The organism is Escherichia sp. E.sYA108 (genome assembly GCF_011754335.1).
In the GTDB taxonomy this organism is placed as follows: domain Bacteria; phylum Pseudomonadota; class Gammaproteobacteria; order Enterobacterales; family Enterobacteriaceae; genus Escherichia; species Escherichia coli.
On sequence record NZ_JAAQVZ010000001.1, the window covers coordinates 1424308 to 1443789 of the forward strand.

The 19482-nt window shown below is 52.5% G+C and carries 16 protein-coding genes; 11 read left to right on the forward strand and 5 right to left on the reverse strand.

Annotated elements, in window-relative coordinates:
* Entirely contained in the window at positions 1-357 is a 357-nt protein-coding gene (locus tag HBM92_RS06780) for an ArsC family reductase (protein ID WP_000258233.1), read from the reverse strand.
* Between the two features lie 380 nt (positions 358-737).
* Here HBM92_RS06780 and ypfM point away from each other — a divergent pair, with 380 nt between their 5' ends.
* Complete coding sequence (gene ypfM, locus HBM92_RS06785) at positions 738-797, forward strand: protein YpfM (protein WP_001386977.1); 60 nt, start codon at positions 738-740, stop codon at positions 795-797.
* A 98-nt stretch (positions 798-895) separates the two neighbouring features.
* Here the strand turns inward: ypfM and acrD are convergent, their stop codons facing one another.
* Together acrD and narQ are read right to left on the reverse strand one after the other, a co-directional pair.
* Positions 896-4009, reverse strand: coding sequence for a multidrug efflux RND transporter permease AcrD (acrD, locus tag HBM92_RS06790; protein ID WP_001273166.1), 3114 nt, complete (start codon positions 4007-4009; stop codon positions 896-898).
* A 163-nt stretch (positions 4010-4172) separates the two neighbouring features.
* Positions 4173-5873 carry a nitrate/nitrite two-component system sensor histidine kinase NarQ gene (gene narQ / locus HBM92_RS06795; RefSeq protein ID WP_001296285.1) on the reverse strand — a complete coding sequence of 567 codons (1701 nt, stop codon included), beginning with the start codon at positions 5871-5873 and terminating at the stop codon, positions 4173-4175.
* Between the two features lie 205 nt (positions 5874-6078).
* On the opposite strand from narQ, the gene aegA reads away from it, so the two are divergent.
* From aegA to HBM92_RS06810, 3 genes are all read left to right on the forward strand, one after another.
* Complete coding sequence (aegA, locus tag HBM92_RS06800) at positions 6079-8058, forward strand: formate-dependent uric acid utilization protein AegA (protein WP_001078897.1); 1980 nt, start codon at positions 6079-6081, stop codon at positions 8056-8058.
* Positions 8059-8125: 67 nt separating this feature from the next.
* Complete coding sequence (nudK, locus tag HBM92_RS06805; protein WP_001296284.1) at positions 8126-8701, forward strand: GDP-mannose pyrophosphatase NudK; 576 nt, start codon at positions 8126-8128, stop codon at positions 8699-8701.
* A gap of 125 nt (positions 8702-8826) precedes the next feature.
* Positions 8827-9870 carry a DUF1176 domain-containing protein gene (locus HBM92_RS06810; protein ID WP_001270554.1) on the forward strand — a complete coding sequence of 348 codons (1044 nt, stop codon included), beginning with the start codon at positions 8827-8829 and terminating at the stop codon, positions 9868-9870.
* A gap of 102 nt (positions 9871-9972) precedes the next feature.
* Here the strand turns inward: HBM92_RS06810 and tkt are convergent, their stop codons facing one another.
* On the reverse strand, positions 9973-11976 hold the full coding sequence (gene tkt / locus HBM92_RS06815) for a transketolase (RefSeq protein ID WP_000087285.1): 2004 nt from the start codon (positions 11974-11976) through the stop codon (positions 9973-9975).
* Between the two features lie 19 nt (positions 11977-11995).
* Complete coding sequence (gene tal / locus HBM92_RS06820; RefSeq protein ID WP_001003709.1) at positions 11996-12946, reverse strand: transaldolase; 951 nt, start codon at positions 12944-12946, stop codon at positions 11996-11998.
* A 288-nt stretch (positions 12947-13234) separates the two neighbouring features.
* Between tal and maeB the strand changes: the two genes are divergently transcribed.
* The 7 genes from maeB to eutM all read left to right on the forward strand — a co-directional run bounded on the left by maeB (position 13235) and on the right by eutM (position 19455).
* A complete protein-coding gene (gene maeB, locus HBM92_RS06825; protein WP_000342651.1) occupies positions 13235-15514 on the forward strand; it encodes an NADP-dependent oxaloacetate-decarboxylating malate dehydrogenase in 2280 nt (759 codons plus the stop codon).
* Positions 15515-15806: 292 nt separating this feature from the next.
* The gene (gene eutS / locus HBM92_RS06830; RefSeq protein WP_000356956.1) at positions 15807-16142 is read left to right on the forward strand and encodes an ethanolamine utilization microcompartment protein EutS; all 336 of its coding nucleotides are present in this window, start codon (positions 15807-15809) and stop codon (positions 16140-16142) included.
* Between the two features lie 12 nt (positions 16143-16154).
* A complete protein-coding gene (gene eutP, locus HBM92_RS06835; protein ID WP_000820789.1) occupies positions 16155-16634 on the forward strand; it encodes an ethanolamine utilization acetate kinase EutP in 480 nt (159 codons plus the stop codon).
* Positions 16609-17310 carry an ethanolamine utilization acetate kinase EutQ gene (gene eutQ, locus HBM92_RS06840; RefSeq protein WP_000733937.1) on the forward strand — a complete coding sequence of 234 codons (702 nt, stop codon included), beginning with the start codon at positions 16609-16611 and terminating at the stop codon, positions 17308-17310. The genes eutP and eutQ overlap by 26 nt, the downstream gene beginning before the upstream one ends.
* Positions 17307-18110 carry an ethanolamine utilization cob(I)yrinic acid a,c-diamide adenosyltransferase EutT gene (gene eutT / locus HBM92_RS06845; RefSeq protein WP_000651298.1) on the forward strand — a complete coding sequence of 268 codons (804 nt, stop codon included), beginning with the start codon at positions 17307-17309 and terminating at the stop codon, positions 18108-18110. The genes eutQ and eutT overlap by 4 nt, the downstream gene beginning before the upstream one ends.
* Entirely contained in the window at positions 18107-19123 is a 1017-nt protein-coding gene (gene pta / locus HBM92_RS06850; protein WP_000584522.1) for a phosphate acetyltransferase, read from the forward strand. Before eutT ends, pta begins: the two co-directional genes overlap by 4 nt.
* Before the next feature lie 38 nt (positions 19124-19161).
* Positions 19162-19455, forward strand: a complete 294-nt coding sequence (gene eutM, locus HBM92_RS06855) for an ethanolamine utilization microcompartment protein EutM (protein ID WP_000387713.1) — start codon at positions 19162-19164, stop codon at positions 19453-19455.
* Positions 19456-19482 lie beyond the last annotated feature (27 nt).

The following is a 19482-nucleotide window of genomic DNA, read 5'->3' on the forward strand; positions in this document are numbered from 1 at the left end:
CTACACCTCATGGAAAAATTGCTGATAACTGGATTCACTGAAACCCAGCAGCATAGGCTTACCAGGCGCGCAGAGCAATGGACGTTTGATAATTGCAGGCATTTCAGTCATTAATGTCGCCGCAGAGGCCGCATCGGTGATTTTATTGCGGGTGATTTCGTCCAGTTTACGCCAGGTTGTACCACGGGTGTTGAGTAACGCTTCCCAGCCTAATTCGTTGATAAAACCGTTCAATAATTCGTTGTCCAATCCATCGACTCGGTAATCATGAAAACGATAGTCGATGTTATTGGCTTCCAGCCAACGGCGAGCCTTTTTAATGGTGTCACAATTTTTGATGCCGTAAAGTGTAACCATAATGAATCCTTTTTCGATTTATGAGAATAAATACTCATTTAAAGGTGAAAACATTTTGCCTGCAAATGATTATCAGGAAATATAACATTATCGAAGTATTCAAATTAACAACTATTAAATAACATTAAACATTTTTAACGTAAACATTAAGAATATTCATCTTGTTATCTGTCTGTATTTTAACCAGAATTAAATCAGTATTAGATGCCGTATGAATATCTCGAAATGTTGCGGTGTATCACATACAAATCATCACCGCAGGACCATAGTATTTACATAAGGTTTGTCCCCCGGAGGTAGTCATCGCAGCAATCGAGTAAATTAGCTTCACCACGGTATATTGTTTCCGTAGAATACCCATAATTATAAGAGAGGTTGTTATGATTGAACGTGAACTGGGGAACTGGAAAGACTTTATCGAAGTTATGCTTCGTAAGTAATTCCTGAGACAAAGTACAAACAGCAAGAACCTGCTGAGCAGGTTCTTAATCGGAAAGTTGAAAAGGGCGACACATTGGCATGTCGCCTTTTTTATTGCTTATTCCGGGCGCGGCTTCAGCGGGAAGCGGCGGCGCACCAGCACAAAGAACAGCGGCACGAAGTAAATAGCCAGAATAGTGGCCGAAATCATCCCGCCCATTACGCCAGTACCCACCGCATGCTGACCACCGGAACCGGCACCTGTGCTGGTTGCCATTGGCAATACGCCGAAGATAAATGCCAGCGAGGTCATCAGAATCGGGCGTAAACGCTGACGGCAGGCGTGGAGCGTCGCTTCAAACAGGTCGTGGCCTTTTTGGTTCATCTCGTTAGCAAACTCGACGATCAGGATAGCGTTTTTCGCCGATAAACCAATGACCGTTAACAGACCCACCTGGAAGTAAACATCGTTTTCCAGCCCGCGCATCCAGGTTGCCAGCAGCGCGCCGATAACCCCCAGCGGCACGACCAGCATTACCGAGAACGGCACCGACCAGCTTTCATACAATGCCGCCAGACACAGGAATACCACCAGCAAGGAAATGGCGTACAGCGCCGGAGCCTGCGCGCCGGAAAGCCGCTCCTGATACGACATCGCCGTCCACTCCAGACCAAAGCCGTTTGGCAGCTGCTTCACTAACGATTCCATAATATCCATCGCCGTACCGGTACTGACCCCCGGTGCGGCTTCCCCAACAATCTCAACCGCAGAATAACCGTTATAGCGTTCCAGACGCGGCGAGCCTGTCTCCCAGCGTGAGGTCGCGAAAGCAGAGAAGGGCACCATGCCGCCATCTTTATTTCGGACATACCAGAGATTGATGTCATCTGGCAGCATGCGATACGGCGCAGCTGCCTGCACATAGACTTTCTTCACGCGACCGCGATCCATAAAGTCATTCACATAGCTCGAACCCCACGCGGTTTGCAGCGTGTCGTTAATATCGTCGATAGCAACGCCCAGCGCCTGAGCTTTACGCTGATCGATATCAATCTGCAACTGCGGACTGTCGTCGAGGCCGTTATGGCGTACACGGGTTAACTCCGGATTTTCCGCCGCCAGCGCCAGCAACTGGTTTCGTGCTGCCATCAGCGCATCGTGACCTGCCCCAGCGTGGTCCTGCAACTCCATATCAAAACCCGCAGAACTACCAAGACCGCTAATTGCTGGCGGGCTGCTGGCGATAACGCGAGCTTCTTTAATCTTGTTAAACGCCTTCGTTGCACGCTCGATAATGGCAAACGAGGTGCCGGTCTTACTGTCGCGTTCGCTCCAGTCTTTCAGGCGGATAAACATTCGCGCCACGTTTTGCCCGTTACCCCCAGGGCCAGAACCCACGGTGGCAAACACCGACATGATGTTGTCTTTTTCATGGGTGAAGTAATATTTCTCGATTTGCTCAACGACTTTCAGGGTCTGTTGCTGGGTTGAACCGCTGGGCAACTGTACCGAGGTAGTAAACATGCCACGGTCTTCCAGCGGTAAGAACGACGTCGGCAAACGCAGGAACAGGAACACCATGCCGCCAAGCAGCAGGACATAAATCACAATCCAGCGCAGGCTACGGTGGAGAATTTTCGCCACCCCTTTTTCGTAGCGTTCGGAGTTGCGGTTAAACATCTGGTTAAACCAGGCAAAAAAGCCTTTTTGCCCGTGATGCTCACCTTTTTTCAGTGGCTTAAGTAGCGTGGCACACAGAGCCGGAGTGAGGATCATCGCTACCAGTACTGACAGCACCATCGCCGCAACAATGGTAATAGAGAACTGGCGATAGATGGCCCCGGTGGTGCCGCCGAAGAAGGTCATTGGCACAAATACCGCCGAAAGCACCATCGCAATCCCGACCAGTGCGCCCTGGATTTGCCCCATCGATTTACGTGTGGCTTCGCGAGGAGTGAGTCCTTCCTCACTCATAATACGTTCGACGTTTTCCACCACCACGATGGCGTCATCTACCAACAGGCCGATAGCCAGCACCATCGCGAACATGGTTAAGGTGTTGACGCTATAGCCGAAGGCATAAAGCACCGAGAAGGTTCCCATCAACACCACCGGCACGGCGATAGTGGGTATCAGCGTGGCGCGGAAGTTTTGCAGGAACAGATACATAACGAGGAAAACCAGGGCGATAGCTTCCAGCAGCGTTTTCACCACGTCTTCAATGGAGGCTTTTACAAAAGAGGTGGTTTCATACGCCACCTTGTATTCCAGTCCGTGTGGAAAATACTGCGCCAGCTCGTCGAGACGATTGAGCACCAGCTCCGCTGTCGCCATTTCGTTCGCGCCGGAGGCCAGTTTTACCCCCAGCCCGGAGGCTGGCTTACCATTGAAGCGGCTAAGATAATCGTATTTCTCCGCCCCCATTTCGACGGTGGCGACATCGCCCAGCCTTACCTCTGAGCCGTCCTGATTCACCCGCAAGGTGATATCGCGGAACTGTTCTGGTGTTTGCAGCAGTGACTGGGCGTTAATGGTGGCGTTGAGCGCCTGCTTATCGACGGAAGGCGTACCACCAAGTTGCCCAACCGCAATCTGCGCGTTCTGTGATTCAATGGCATCGGTGACATCTTTAGCCGTCATCTGGAAACTGTTGAGTTTCGCCGGGTCCAGCCAGATACGCATGGAATATTGCGAACCATAGGCATCGATATCCCCGACGCCATTCACGCGGCTTAACGGGTCCTGAATATTACTGGCAACATAATCGGCAATATCCTGTTTATCCATCGAACCATCGGTAGAGACGAAGGCAATGGTCAGAATGTTTGTATCGCCGGTTTTACGCACCGTCACGCCCTGATTTTGCACCGCCTGCGGTAACTTTCGCATGGCTGATTGTAGCTGGTTTTGTACTTGCTGCACGGCTTCGTCCGGATCGGTGCCTGCTTTAAAACTTAACGTGACAGATGCCTGACCGGTGCCGCTGCTCTGAGATGACATATACATCAGATTATCGAGGCCCGTCATATTTTGCTCGATAACCTGGGTCACGGTGTTTTCCAGCGTCTGGGCCGATGCGCCGGGATAGTTAGCGGTCACTCGCACATTCGGTGGCGCGAGATCGGGGTATTGTTCAACGGGCAATGAAAAAATCGCCAGGGTACCTGTCAGACACAACAGGATTGCCAGCACCCAGGCAAAAATGGGGCGATCAATAAAGAAATTCGCCATTAAAAGAGGACCTCGTGTTTCTGCGTATCGTTGTAGGCTTGGCTTGCTTCACTGTAGCGGCAAGGTACGAGCCAATCGTGGAGAAAAAAAGGAGTTAATGTAAATTATCATGCCCTTTTATACTGAACCTTAAGTGCCACTATTCTTTGGTCAATAAGAGGCATTACATCAGCTGACTTTCCTCACCCTCCGCAGAGCGAAAGCTAATACTCACTAACGTGCCGCCGCCGGAAGGTTGTGAAAAAGTCAGCGTCCCACCCAATCTTTCCGCGCGTTCGCGCATGATATTCAGACCATAATGGCCTTCGGGTTCTTTCGGTTCACCGATGCCAATCCCGTTGTCGCGAATATAGACTGTGTGATTGCCATCCGGCGCGGTGACGCAGCTAACGGCGATTTCGCTGGCGTTGGCGTGCTTCATCGCATTCAGCACCGCTTCGCGAATAATTTGCAACAAATGCACCTGCATTTGCGCATCCAGCGCCAGGGTTGGCAGACGGCAGTCGAGGGTCAGTTTGGCGCTGGTTTGATTTTGTAACGTATCCAGCATTTCCCTCAACGCGGAGGGGAGATCCGCCTGCTGCAGCGTCAGGCGGAAAGTAGTCAACAGCTCGCGTAACTGCCGATAAGCATCATTCAACGCCTGGGAAAAATCGGCCATGATACTTTGTGCGGTGGCGTTATCTTCCGGTATCGAACGCTTCAGTAACGTCAACTGGATACGTAAGTAAGAAAGTACCTGAGCCAGCGAGTCGTGCAATTCGCGGGCGATGGTCGCACGTTCTTCCATCAACAATAACTGCTGAAAATGCTTCTGCGCCTGATTAAAGTACAAACCGCGTCCCAGCATCGACGAAACGCTGTTAAGCAGCGGTTCTGATGATGAAACGTGACTATTTTGCCAGTGCAGTTCGCCGTAAACCGTCTCTTGCATTGTCACCGGTAAAATCTGCATCGGCAATTCCGGGTTTGGCTGCCCTTCGCTAATCCGCCAGTTGTCACCGACATTTAACTCCAGATATTCAGCCGCTTCATTGTCGCGAACAATCTGCAAAATATGGCGGAAACAATGCACATCAATCTGGCTGGTGTTTAGCGCCTGCGAACACTGATACAACACCTCCAGACGACGCTTGGCCTCGTGGAGATCGCGGGTCTTTTCTTCTACTGACGCCTCCAGCGAACGGTACAATTTATGCAGCTCGCTCGACATCTGGTTAAAGGTTTTTGCAAGCAGGCCAAGCTCATTCGGCAGGCTGGTATCCAGCGGCGGCGAGTCGAACTGCCCGTGTTCAATACGCTGACTGGCGGTAACCAGCTGATTCAGCGGGGCAACCACCTGATGGCGTATGCGGCGCAAAGTAAAAAAGACCAGCGTGAAAATACCGATGCCGCCAGCCAGGGAAATTGCCACCACCAGCAGCATTTTGCGTTCAGCGTAGTGCTGTAAAGCCAGCACGAACAGGTCTATCTGATTAACATAATTATTAATATTGGCCTGATACCACGGCAAGTCGCCCTTGCTGAGCCGATTATTCATCTCCAGCCAGTTGGCATTCAGATGCGCATAGCGGGTTTTTACTGCCTCTGGCACATACCAGACGTTGAGATTGGTTAATACCGGTGAATGCAGTGCCTGCTGAAATAACTGACGATGTGCATTGAGTTGTGGACTGCCACTTTGCAAGTCGTAGCCCAGGCGGTAACTCTGCATACGCAGCGATCCGGCAATATTGATAGCCTCAGCGTCGCGTAAACTGCTCGCCAGCGTTAGCAGAGCGATACCCGTGGAAAGAATCGACAGCAGCACAATGTAAAAAAAGGCCCGGGCCAGACTGGCCGAGACGGGTCGTTTAACAATCACACGCGTCTTCTCCACAAAAAATCATTAATGTTCCAGTTCGCTGAAACGAAATTTAGTCAGTGATGGGATTATTTGATCTGCCACAGTTTATAGCGAAATAGTTACTTATTCTGGGCACATGAACATTGCCGATTCCCCTGTAAGTCGGGTAATAACAACACTCATATAAAGAATAAGGTTTTTACAACCAAAAAAGAAGGTCGTTATGAATCGTTTTATTATGGCCAACAGTCAGCAATGTCTGGGTTGTCATGCTTGTGAAATCGCCTGTGTCATGGCTCACAATGACGAGCAACATGTCCTGAGCCAACACCATTTTCATCCCCGAATTACGGTTATCAAACATCAGCAGCAACGTAGTGCAGTGACCTGTCACCATTGTGAAGATGCGCCCTGCGCCCGTAGCTGCCCTAATGGCGCAATCAGCCACGTTGATGACAGCATTCAGGTCAATCAGCAAAAGTGTATTGGCTGTAAATCCTGCGTGGTGGCCTGTCCATTTGGTACGATGCAAATCGTTCTGACACCCGTTGCGGTAGGAAAAGTAAAAGCCACGGCGCATAAATGCGACCTTTGTGCAGGGCGCGAAAACGGTCCTGCCTGTGTCGAAAATTGCCCGGCGGACGCGCTGCAACTGGTCACTGACGCCGCACTCTCCGGCATGGCGAAATCCCGCCGCTTGCGCACCGCACGTCAGGAACATCAACCGTGGCATGCCAGTACCGCGGCGCAAGAAATGCCGGTAATGAGTAAAGTCGAGCAAATGCAGGCAACGCCCGCGCGTGGCGAGCCAGATAAACTGGCGATTGAAGCGCGCAAAACCGGTTTTGATGAAATTTATCTGCCATTCCGTGCCGATCAGGCACAACGGGAAGCCTCGCGCTGCCTTAAGTGCGGCGAGCACAGCGTTTGTGAATGGACCTGCCCGCTGCATAACCATATACCGCAGTGGATTGAACTGGTGAAAGCCGGAAACATCGACGCCGCCGTCGAGCTTTCTCACCAGACCAACACCCTGCCGGAAATTACCGGACGCGTTTGCCCGCAAGACCGTTTGTGTGAAGGTGCCTGTACTATTCGCGATGAGCACGGCGCAGTAACTATCGGTAACATTGAACGCTACATTTCAGATCAGGCGTTGGCGAAAGGTTGGCGTCCTGACTTAAGCCATGTCACCAAAGTGGACAAGCGGGTGGCGATTATCGGTGCGGGTCCGGCAGGGCTGGCCTGTGCAGATGTTCTCACCCGCAATGGCGTGGCGGTGACGGTGTACGATCGCCATCCAGAAATCGGTGGCTTGCTCACTTTCGGCATTCCTTCTTTCAAACTGGATAAATCCCTGCTGGCACGCCGTCGGGAAATCTTCAGCGCGATGGGGATTCACTTCGAACTCAATTGTGAAGTGGGTAAAGATGTCTCTTTGAATTCGCTTTTGGAACAATACGACGCGGTCTTCGTTGGCGTAGGCACTTACCGTTCCATGAAAGCGGGTTTACCCAATGAAGATGCGCCGGGCGTTTATGACGCGCTGCCGTTCCTCATCGCCAATACTAAACAGGTGATGGGACTCGAAGAGCTACCGGAAGAGCCGTTTATCAATACTGCCGGACTTAACGTCGTGGTACTGGGCGGCGGCGACACCGCGATGGACTGTGTGCGTACTGCGCTGCGCCACGGCGCGAGTAACGTCACCTGCGCTTATCGTCGTGATGAAGCTAACATGCCAGGCTCGAAGAAAGAGGTGAAGAACGCCCGTGAAGAGGGGGCCAACTTCGAATTTAACGTCCAGCCGGTGGCGCTTGAACTGAATGAACAAGGTCACGTCTGCAGGATTCGTTTCCTGCGCACGCGTCTTGGCGAGCCGGACGCCCAGGGACGTCGGCGTCCAGTGCCGGTGGAAGGCAGTGAATTTGTCATGCCAGCCGATGCGGTGATTATGGCGTTTGGCTTCAATCCGCACGGGATGCCGTGGCTGGAGTCGCACGGTGTAACGGTAGACAAATGGGGCCGCATCATCGCGGATGTGGAAAGCCAGTACCGTTACCAGACCACGAATCCGAAAATCTTCGCCGGTGGTGACGCCGTGCGTGGTGCGGATCTGGTGGTTACCGCAATGGCAGAAGGACGTCATGCGGCACAGGGGATCATTGACTGGCTGGGCGTAAAATCAGTCAAATCTCACTGATAGCCTGCGCAGACAAACCCGACTTCACAGCGTAAGATAATTGTTCATTTCGCGCTGTGGAGTCGGTATGACGCAACAAATCACCCTCGTTAAAGACAAAATTCTCTCCGATAACTATTTCACCCTGCACAACATTACTTACGATCTCACGCGCAAAGATGGCGAAGTTATCCGCCATAAACGTGAAGTTTACGATCGCGGTAATGGTGCGACGATCCTCCTGTACAACGCGAAGAAAAAGACCGTGGTTCTGATTCGCCAGTTCCGCGTCGCTACCTGGGTTAATGGCAATGAAAGCGGGCAACTGATTGAAACCTGCGCCGGGCTGCTGGATAACGACGAACCGGAAGTGTGCATTCGCAAGGAAGCGATTGAAGAGACGGGCTATGAAGTTGGCGAAGTCCGCAAATTATTTGAACTGTATATGTCGCCAGGCGGTGTGACTGAGCTAATCCACTTTTTTATCGCCGAATACAGTGACAGCCAGCGCGCTAACGCCGGTGGTGGTGTCGAAGATGAAGATATTGAAGTGCTTGAGCTGCCGTTCAGCCAGGCGCTGGAGATGATTAAAACCGGCGAGATACGTGACGGTAAGACGGTGTTATTGCTTAACTATTTGCAAATGTCACATTTAATGGACTGAAAAATAACAATAATATTTCGTTGTTTATTATTGGCTCAATCCGACAAATCCGATTGAGCCGCGCTACCTGCGCAACGAAGATACGACTTGTGCTGTTTGTTTGAACTTCTGGGGTCGTACCGTCCATGCGATATCGCATTTTCCTTCTCTTTTTTTTCGTTTTGTTGCCGATGTCTTTGGTGTGGGCGGCACCAGCGCAACGGGCGTTTTCCGACTGGCAGGTCACCTGTAATAATCAAAATTTCTGTGTAGCGCGCAATACGGGCGATCATAATGGACTGGTGATGACCCTGAGCCGCAGCGCCGGGGCGCATACCGATGCCGTTTTACGTATTGAGCGCGGCGGGTTGAAGTCGCCGGATGCGTCAGAAGGGGAGATAGCGCCACGGCTGCTGTTAGATGGTGAGCCGTTGGCGTTAAGTGGTGACAAGTGGCGGATTTCACCATGGTTATTAGTAACCGATGATACGGCAACCATCACCGCGTTTTTGCAGATGATTCAGGAAGGGAGGGCGATCACCTTACGCGACGGCAATCAGACTATTTCTCTGAGTGGCTTAAAAGCGGCGTTGTTGTTTATTGATGCCCAGCAAAAGCGCGTTGGCAGTGAGACCGCGTGGATAAAGAAAGGGGACGAACCGCCGCTCAGCGTACCGCCAGCGCCTGCGCTGAAAGAGGTCGTGGTGGTTAACCCAACGCCGACGCCACTCTCACGCGAAGAACGTAACGATTTGCTGGATTATGGAAACTGGCGGATGAATGGTCTGCGCTGTTCGCTTGATCCGTTACGTCGTGAGGTGAATGTCACTGCGCTGACCGATGATAAAGCGCTGATGATGATTAGCTGTGAGGCTGGGGCCTATAACACCATTGATTTGGCATGGATTGTGTCGCGTAAAAAGCCGCTGGCCTCGCGCCCGGTACGGTTGCGTTTGCCGTTCAACAACGGTCAGGAGACCAATGAACTGGAACTGATGAACGCAACATTCGATGAAAAATCGCGTGAACTGGTGACCTTAGCAAAAGGGCGCGGATTAAGCGATTGTGGCATTCAGGCGCGCTGGCGCTTTGACGGTCAGCGTTTTCGCCTGGTGCGTTACGCCGCAGAACCCACCTGCGATAACTGGCATGGGCCAGACGCCTGGCCCACGTTGTGGATCACCCGTTAAACAAAATCCCAGATGCGCCCCTAAAAAGCGCACGGACCGTCCCCTCGCCCCTCTGGGGAGAGGGTTAGGGTGAGGGGAACATACAGCATCCGGCGATCACCATCAGGCACCTTTCACTCCCAGTACCTTATGCGCTTTTGCCACAATATTCTCGGCGGTAAAGCCAAAGAACGGGAACAGCTTATCCGCCGGAGCTGATTCCCCATAACCTGTCATCCCGACAATTGCCCCTTTCAGGCCAACATATTTGTACCAGTAATCGGCAATACCCGCTTCTACTGCCACGCGGGCAGAAACATTTGAAGGCAGTACCGACTCCCGATATTTCTCATCCTGGGCATCGAAAATATCGGTCGAGGGCAGGGAAACTACGCGAACATTGCGACCTTCTCCCGCTAATTTCTCTGCCGCTTGCAGGGTGATTTCCATCTCTGAACCGGTGGCAATCAGAATAATATCTGGCTTACCGCCGCTGTCTTTCAGCACATAACCGCCACGAGCAATCTCTTTAACCTGATCCGGTGTTCGTTCTACCTGTGCCAGATTCTGCCTTGAGAGGATCAGTGCTGTCGGTCCGTTGTGGCGCTCAACCGCCAGCTTCCAGCCAACCGCCGCTTCCACCTGATCGCACGGTCGCCAGGTGCTGAAATTTGGCGTTAAGCGCAGACTAGCCAGTTGCTCAACAGCCTGGTGCGTCGGACCATCTTCGCCCAGACCAATTGAGTCGTGGGTATAAACCATAATCTGCCGCGCTTTCATCAGTGCCGCCATCCGCGCGGCGTTACGGGCGTATTCAACAAACATCAGGAACGTCGCGGTATACGGCACAAAGCCGCCGTGGTGCGCGATGCCGTTGGCGATAGCGGTCATACCAAATTCACGCACCCCGTAGTGAATGTAGTTGCCCGCCGGATCTTCCTTCAGCGAAACAGAACCTTTCCAGATGGTCAGGTTGCTGGGAGCCAGATCCGCCGAACCGCCGAGCAACTCAGGCAGCATCGGCCCGTAAGCGTTAAGCGTATTTTGCGAAGCCTTACGGGTAGCGATTTTCGCCGGATTCGCCTGCAACTCATTGATATATTTCTGAGTCGTTTTCTCCCAGTCCTTCGGCAAACCGCCGCTCATCCGACGGGTAAACTCTTCTGCCAGTTGCGGATGAGCCTTTTTATAGGCGGCAAACTTCTCATTCCAGCTCTGCTGCGCTTTTTCGCCTTTTTCACGGGCATCCCAGGCGTGATAAATCTCTTTAGGGATCTCAAATGGCGGATGGTGCCAGCCCAGTTTTTGCCGTGCCAGAGCTACTTCTTCTTCCCCCAGCGGTGCGCCGTGCGCCTCTTCCTTACCTGCTTTATTCGGCGAACCAAAGCCAATCACCGTACGGCAGATAATCAGCGACGGCTTATCTTTCACGCTTTGCGCTTCAAGGATCGCTTCCTTCACCGCCTGCGGATCGTGGCCGTCGATTTCATGGATCACATGCCAGTGATAGGCTTCAAAACGTTTTGCCGTATCGTCGGTAAACCAGCCTTCGGTTTCACCGTCGATGGAAATACCGTTGTGATCGTAAAAACCAATCAGCTTGCCCAGCCCCAGCGTGCCCGCCAGCGAACAGACTTCGTGAGAGATACCTTCCATCAGGCAGCCGTCGCCCATAAACACATAGGTGAAGTGATCGACAATTTCATGATCCGGCTGATTAAATTGCGCCGCCAGCGTACGCTCTGCTATCGCCAGCCCGACGGCGTTCGCCAAACCTTGTCCAAGAGGACCGGTGGTGGTTTCAACACCTGGCGTATAGCCGATTTCCGGGTGACCAGGGGTTTTCGAATGCAACTGACGGAAGTTCTTCAGTTCTTCCAGTGGCAGGTCGTAACCGGTCAGATGCAGCAAACTGTAGAGCAGCATCGACGCGTGACCGTTGGAAAGAATAAAGCGGTCACGGTCATACCAGGTTGGGTCGGTGGGGTTATGTTTAAGAAAATCGTTCCACAGCACTTCGGCAATATCAGCCATGCCCATCGGCGCGCCGGGATGACCAGAATTGGCTTTTTGTACCGCATCCATACTGAGTGCACGAATCGCATTGGCAAGGTCTTTTCGGGACATATAACACTCCGTGGCTGGTTTATAGTTTGGCGGCAAGAAGATCTTCCAGTTTGCGTTGATCAACGGCGAACAGACGAATGCCTTCAGACAGTTTTTCTACCGCCATCGCATCCTGATTGTGCTCCCAACGGAACTCCGCTTCGCTCATGGGAGCTGGGCGTGGGAACGTCTGAGAAGGTGGGATTAATTTACGTACCACTGGCGAAACTTTTTCCTGTAGCTCCTTCAGCAAATTCGGTGCGATAGTCAGTCGGTCGCAGCCGGTTAAGGCGAGGATTTGTTCGGTGCGACGGAAGCTCGCGCCCATCACAATGGTTTCATAGTGGTGTTGCTTATAGTAGTCGTAGATATTGCGTACTGATTTAACGCCTGGATCTTCTTCCACCACATACGGGTCCATCGGCTTGCGTGCCTGATACCAGTCATAAATACGCCCGACAAACGGCGAAATCAGAAAAACGCCTGCTTCTGCACAGGCCCGCGCCTGTGCAAAAGAAAACAGCAGCGTCAGGTTGCAGTTGATACCTTCTTTTTCCAGCTCTTCTGCCGCGCGAATTCCTTCCCAGGTCGAAGCCAGCTTGATCAGAATGCGCGATTTCTCAACGCCTTGTTGCTGATACAAGTCCACCAGATGGCGCGCCTTCTCAATACTCTTTTCTTTATCAAAAGAGAGGCGTGCATCAACTTCTGTTGACACGCGACCGGGTACGATTTTGAGAATTTCAGCACCGAAATTGACCGCCAGTTTGTCACACGCTGCGACCACCTGTTGTTCCTGGGTCTTGCCATTTTTTTTACCCCAGGCGATAGCATCGTCTATTAAATGCTCATATTGTGATAATCCGGCAGCCTTGAGTAACAGCGAAGGATTGGTGGTGGCATCCTGGGGATGATAATGGCGAATGGACTCAATATCGCCGCTGTCTGCCACGACAGTGGTGAACTGTTTGATGCCGTCTAACTCGTTCATAGGAAATACTCCTTGAAAAGTAAAGTGTTAGATGAGTGCGTTAATTCACACTTCTGAGAAATTTCGCTAAACGCATCAAAAAAGCATAGCAGACAGGCATGGTATTGCTGGATTAAGCAGGTAACATCAGTGTTATATGATTATTACCAAAACATTATATTAATGGTGAGAGTTTGGACTTGCTCAAAGTCTGTAGACTCCGGCAGGGTAATAATGTGCGCCACGTTGTGGACAGGGGCTGTTGCCCACACACTTTATTTGTGAACGTTACGTGAAAGGAACAACCAAATGGATGACCAGTTAAAACAAAGTGCACTTGATTTCCATGAATTTCCAGTTCCAGGGAAAATCCAGGTTTCTCCAACCAAGCCTCTGGCAACGCAGCGCGATCTGGCGCTGGCCTACTCACCAGGCGTTGCCGCACCTTGTCTTGAAATCGAAAAAGACCCGTTAAAAGCCTACAAATATACCGCGCGCGGTAACCTGGTAGCGGTGATCTCTAACGGTACGGCGGTGCTGGGGTTAGGCAACATTGGCGCGCTGGCAGGCAAACCGGTGATGGAAGGCAAGGGCGTTCTGTTTAAGAAATTCGCCGGGATTGATGTATTTGACATTGAAGTTGATGAACTCGACCCGGACAAATTTATTGAAGTCGTCGCTGCGCTCGAACCGACCTTCGGCGGCATCAACCTCGAAGACATTAAAGCGCCAGAATGTTTCTATATTGAACAGAAACTGCGCGAGCGGATGAATATTCCGGTATTCCACGACGATCAGCACGGCACGGCAATTATCAGCACTGCCGCCATCCTCAACGGCTTGCGCGTGGTGGAGAAAAACATCTCCGACGTGCGGATGGTGGTTTCTGGCGCGGGTGCCGCAGCAATCGCCTGTATGAACCTGCTGGTAGCGCTGGGTCTGCAAAAACATAACATCGTGGTTTGCGATTCAAAAGGCGTTATCTATCAGGGCCGTGAGCCAAACATGGCGGAAACCAAAGCCGCATACGCGGTGGTGGATGACGGTAAACGTACCCTCGATGATGTGATTGAAGGCGCGGATATTTTCCTCGGCTGTTCCGGCCCGAAAGTGCTGACCCAGGAAATGGTGAAGAAAATGGCCCGTGCGCCAATGATCCTGGCGCTGGCGAACCCGGAACCGGAAATTCTGCCGCCGCTGGCGAAAGAAGTGCGTCCGGATGCCATCATCTGTACCGGCCGTTCCGACTACCCGAACCAGGTGAACAACGTCCTTTGCTTCCCGTTTATCTTCCGTGGCGCGCTGGACGTTGGCGCAACCGCCATCAACGAAGAGATGAAACTGGCGGCAGTACGCGCGATTGCAGAACTGGCCCATGCGGAACAGAGTGAAGTGGTGGCTTCAGCGTATGGCGATCAGGATCTGAGCTTTGGTCCGGAATACATCATTCCAAAACCGTTTGATCCGCGCTTGATCGTTAAGATCGCTCCTGCGGTGGCGAAAGCGGCGATGGAGTCGGGCGTGGCGACGCGTCCGATTGCTGATTTCGACGTCTACATCGACAAGCTGACAGAGTTCGTTTACAAAACTAACCTGTTTATGAAGCCGATTTTCTCCCAGGCTCGCAAAGCGCCGAAGCGCGTAGTTCTGCCGGAAGGGGAAGAGGCGCGCGTTCTGCATGCCACTCAGGAACTGGTAACGCTGGGACTGGCGAAACCGATCCTTATTGGTCGTCCGAACGTGATCGAAATGCGCATTCAGAAACTGGGCTTGCAGATCAAGTCGGGCGTTGATTTTGAGATCGTCAATAACGAATCCGATCCGCGCTTTAAAGAGTACTGGACCGAATACTTCCAGATCATGAAGCGTCGCGGTGTCACTCAGGAGCAGGCGCAGCGTGCGCTGATCAGTAACCCGACAGTGATCGGCGCGATCATGGTTCAGCGTGGCGAAGCCGATGCAATGATTTGCGGTACGGTGGGCGATTATCATGAACACTTTAGCGTGGTGAAAAATGTCTTTGGTTATCGTGATGGCGTTCACACCGCAGGTGCAATGAACGCGCTGCTGTTGCCGAGTGGTAACACCTTTATTGCCGATACCTACGTCAATGATGAGCCTGATGCAGAAGAGCTGGCGGAGATCACCTTGATGGCGGCAGAAACTGTTCGTCGTTTTGGTATTGAGCCGCGTGTGGCTCTGTTGTCGCACTCCAACTTTGGTTCTTCTGACTGCCCGTCGTCGAGCAAAATGCGTCAGGCGCTGGAACTGGTCAGGGAACGTGCGCCAGAACTGATGATTGATGGTGAAATGCACGGCGATGCAGCGCTGGTGGAAGCGATTCGCAACGACCGTATGCCGGACAGCCCTTTGAAAGGTTCCGCTAATATTCTGGTGATGCCGAACATGGAAGCTGCCCGCATTAGTTACAACTTACTGCGCGTTTCCAGCTCGGAAGGTGTGACTGTCGGCCCGGTGCTGATGGGGGTGGCGAAACCGGTTCACGTGTTAACGCCGATCGCATCGGTACGTCGTATCGTCAACATGGTGGCGCTGGCCGTGGTTGAAGCGCAAACCCAACCGCTGTAATTCTTTTTTAACTCTCACGCTTACCCTGAATATTCAGGGTAAGCGGTTTAGCTGCAATATATTAGTAAAGTTTATTACTGAGTTTGCGAATAATAAAAAAATCAGTATATAAAATATTTCGATATTATTTTATTTATATTCATGCGTTGCATATGAAAGTTTATGCACCACAGCAAATATCTCTCCATTCTTAGTGATCTACCTCACCTTTTAAACGCGCTTGCCGAATTTTGTTATTTACTCTGACGAAAAATTGTCACGATACACGAAAGTTTTTCACAGGCGGCGACTCATGGATAAAGAACGCATCATTCAGGAATTTGTGCCCGGTAAACAGGTCACACTGGCGCATCTCATCGCGCATCCCGGCGAGGAACTGGCGAAGAAAATCGGCGTTCCGGATGCGGGCGCAATCGGCATTATGACGCTAACTCCCGGAGAAACGGCGATGATCGCCGGTGATTTAGCGTTGAAAGCCGCCGATGTGCATATCGGTTTTCTCGATCGTTTTAGTGGCGCGCTGGTGATTTATGGCTCGGTGGGCGCAGTAGAAGAAGCGTTATCACAAACCGTCAGTGGTTTAGGACGCTTATTAAATTATACGCTTTGTGAAATGACCAAAAGTTAATACGAGGCATTCATGAAACGAATTGCGTTTGTGGGGACCGTCGGGGCAGGAAAAACAACGTTATTTAATGCGTTGCAGGGGAATTATACCCTCGCAAGAAAAACACAGGCCGTGGAATTTAATGATAATGGCGATATTGATACGCCGGGTGAATATTTTAGCCATCCCCGCTGGTATCACGCCTTAATTACCACGCTACAGGATGTGGACATGCTGATCTATGTCCACGGCGCGAATGACCCGGAAAGTCGGTTGCCTGCCGGGTTGCTGGATATTGGCGTCAGCAAACGGCAAATCGCCGTCATCAGTAAAACGGACATGCCAGATGCTGACGTCGCCGCAACGCGAAAGTTATTGCTTGAGACGGGCTTCGAAGAGCCGATTTTCGAGCTAAACAGCCACGACCCGCAAAGCGTGCAGCAACTGGTGGATTATCTGGCATCTCTCACCAAACAGGAGGAAGCAGGTGAAAAAACTCATCACAGCGAATGATATTCGTGAAGCACACGCGCGCGGCAAACTGGCAATGTCCGTGGTTCTGCGCGCCAGCATTATTACCCCGGAAGCCCGTGAAGTGGCTGATCTGTTGGGTTTTACCATCACCGAATGTGATGAATCGATCCCGGTAACGGCGTCTGTTCCCGCCAGCGCATCAGCCGATAAAACCGAAAGCCAGCGCATCCGTGAAACCATTATCGCCCAACTGCCGGAAGGTCAGTTTACCGAAAGCCTGGTCGCGCAGCTGATGGAAAAAGTGATGAAGGAAAAACAGTCGCTGGAACAGGGTGCACTGCAGCCGAGCTTTAAATCGGTGACCGGCAAAGGCGGCATCAAAGTTATTGATGGCAGCAGCGTCAAGTTTGGTCGTTTCGACGGCGCACAACCGCACTGCGTAGGCTTGACTGATCTCGTGACCGGAGACGACGGCAGCAGTATGGCCGCTGGTTTCATGCAGTGGGAGAACGCCTTCTTTCCGTGGACCCTGAACTACGACGAAATCGACATGGTGCTGGAAGGGGAGCTGCATGTTCGCCATGAAGGCGAAACTATGATCGCCAAAGCGGGCGATGTGATGTTTATCCCGAAAGGCTCCAGCATCGAATTTGGTACGACATCCAGCGTGAAATTCCTGTATGTCGCCTGGCCGGCTAACTGGCAATCCCTATGAAAGATTTCATCACCGAAGCATGGCTAAGAGCGAACCATACGCTCAGCGAAGGCGCAGAGATCCATCTCCCTGCGGACAGTCGCCTGACGCCCTCTGCCCGGGAGTTACTGGAAAGCCGCCATCTGCGCATCAAGTTTATTGACGAGCAGGGCCGCCTGTTTGTTGACGATGAACAGCAGCAGCCGCAGCCCGTTCACGGGCTGACCAGTAGCGATGAACATCCGCAGGCGTGCTGCGAACTGTGCCGCCAGCCGGTAGCAAAAAAGCCGGATACGCTGACTCACCTGTCGGCGGAAAAAATGGTCGCCAAAAGCGATCCGCGTCTGGGTTTTCGCGCTGTTCTCGACAGCACCATTGCGCTGGCAGTGTGGCTGCAAATTGAACTGGCGGAACCGTGGCAGCCGTGGCTGGCGGATATCCGTTCGCGTCTTGGCAACATTATGCGTGCCGATGCGCTGGGGGAACCGTTGGGCTGTCAGGCGATTGTCGGGCTTTCTGACGAAGATCTGCATCGGCTTTCTCACCAGCCGCTGCGTTATCTCGACCACGATCATCTGGTGCCGGAAGCCAGCCACGGGCGCGATGCGGCGTTGCTGAATCTGTTACGCACCAAAGTGCGGGAAACCGAAACCGTAGCGGCGCAGGTCTTTATCACCCGCAGCTTTGAAGTATTACGCCCGGACATTTTGCAGGCGCTGAACCGCCTTTCCAGCACGGTCTACGTGATGATGATCCTGAGCGTAACGAAGCAGCCGCTAACGGTGAAGCAGATCCAACAACGACTGGGGGAAACGCAATGATTATTAAACGTTGTCGTGAACTGGCGTTGCGAGCGCCCGCCAGAGTAGTTTTTCCGGATGCGTTAGATCAACGTGTGCTGAAAGCTGCGCAATATTTACATCAACAAGGTCTGGCAACGCCCATTCTGGTCGCCAATCCGTTTGAACTTCGTCAGTTTGCGCTCAGTCACGGCGTGGCGATGGACGGGCTACAGGTGATAGATCCGCATGGCAACCTCGCAATGCGGGAAGAATTTGCTCATCGCTGGCTGGCCCGCGCGGGCGAAAAAACGCCGCCGGATGCGCTGGAAAAACTTACCGATCCGCTGATGTTCGCCGCCGCAATGGTCAGCGCCGGTAAAGCGGATGTCTGTATCGCGGGCAACCTCTCTTCCACGGCGAATGTGCTGCGTGCCGGATTACGCATTATCGGCTTGCAGCCAGGCTGTAAAACGCTCTCATCCATTTTCCTGATGCTGCCACAGTACAGCGGTCCGGCGTTGGGCTTTGCCGATTGCAGCGTGGTGCCGCAGCCGACGGCGGCACAACTGGCGGATATCGCGCTTGCCAGCGCCGAAACCTGGCGCGCCATCACCGGAGAAGAACCGCGCGTGGCGATGCTGTCGTTTTCCAGTAACGGTAGTGCCCGTCACCCCTGCGTTGCCAACGTCCAGCAGGCGACAGAAATCGTCCGTGAGCGCGCACCAAAGCTGGTTGTCGATGGCGAGTTGCAGTTTGACGCCGCCTTCGTGCCGGAAGTGGCGGCGCAAAAAGCGCCTGCCAGCCCGTTACAGGGCAAAGCTAATGTGATGGTTTTTCCGTCGCTGGAAGCCGGAAATATTGGCTACAAAATCGCACAACGACTTGGCGGATATCGTGCCGTCGGGCCATTGATACAAGGACTTGCCGCGCCGATGCACGATCTCTCTCGTGGTTGTAGCGTGCAGGAAATTATCGAACTGGCGCTGGTGGCAGCTGTGCCGCGTCAGACAGAAGTGAACCGCGAAAGCAGTTTACAAACACTGGTTGAATGAACGGTCCCGTTCTGGACCCTGATAAAGAGGAAAGCACAATGGAAGCATTAGGAATGATCGAAACCCGGGGCCTGGTTGCACTGATTGAGGCTTCTGACGCGATGGTTAAAGCTGCGCGCGTCAAGCTGGTTGGTGTTAAGCAGATTGGCGGCGGCCTGTGTACTGCCATGGTTCGTGGTGATGTTGCAGCCTGTAAAGCCGCGACCGATGCAGGTGCCGCAGCGGCACAGCGTATCGGCGAGCTGGTATCTGTACACGTTATCCCGCGTCCGCACGGCGACCTGGAAGAAGTCTTCCCGATCGGCCTGAAAGGCGATAGCAGCAACCTGTAATCACCCTGTGTGACGTCGATTCGGGCG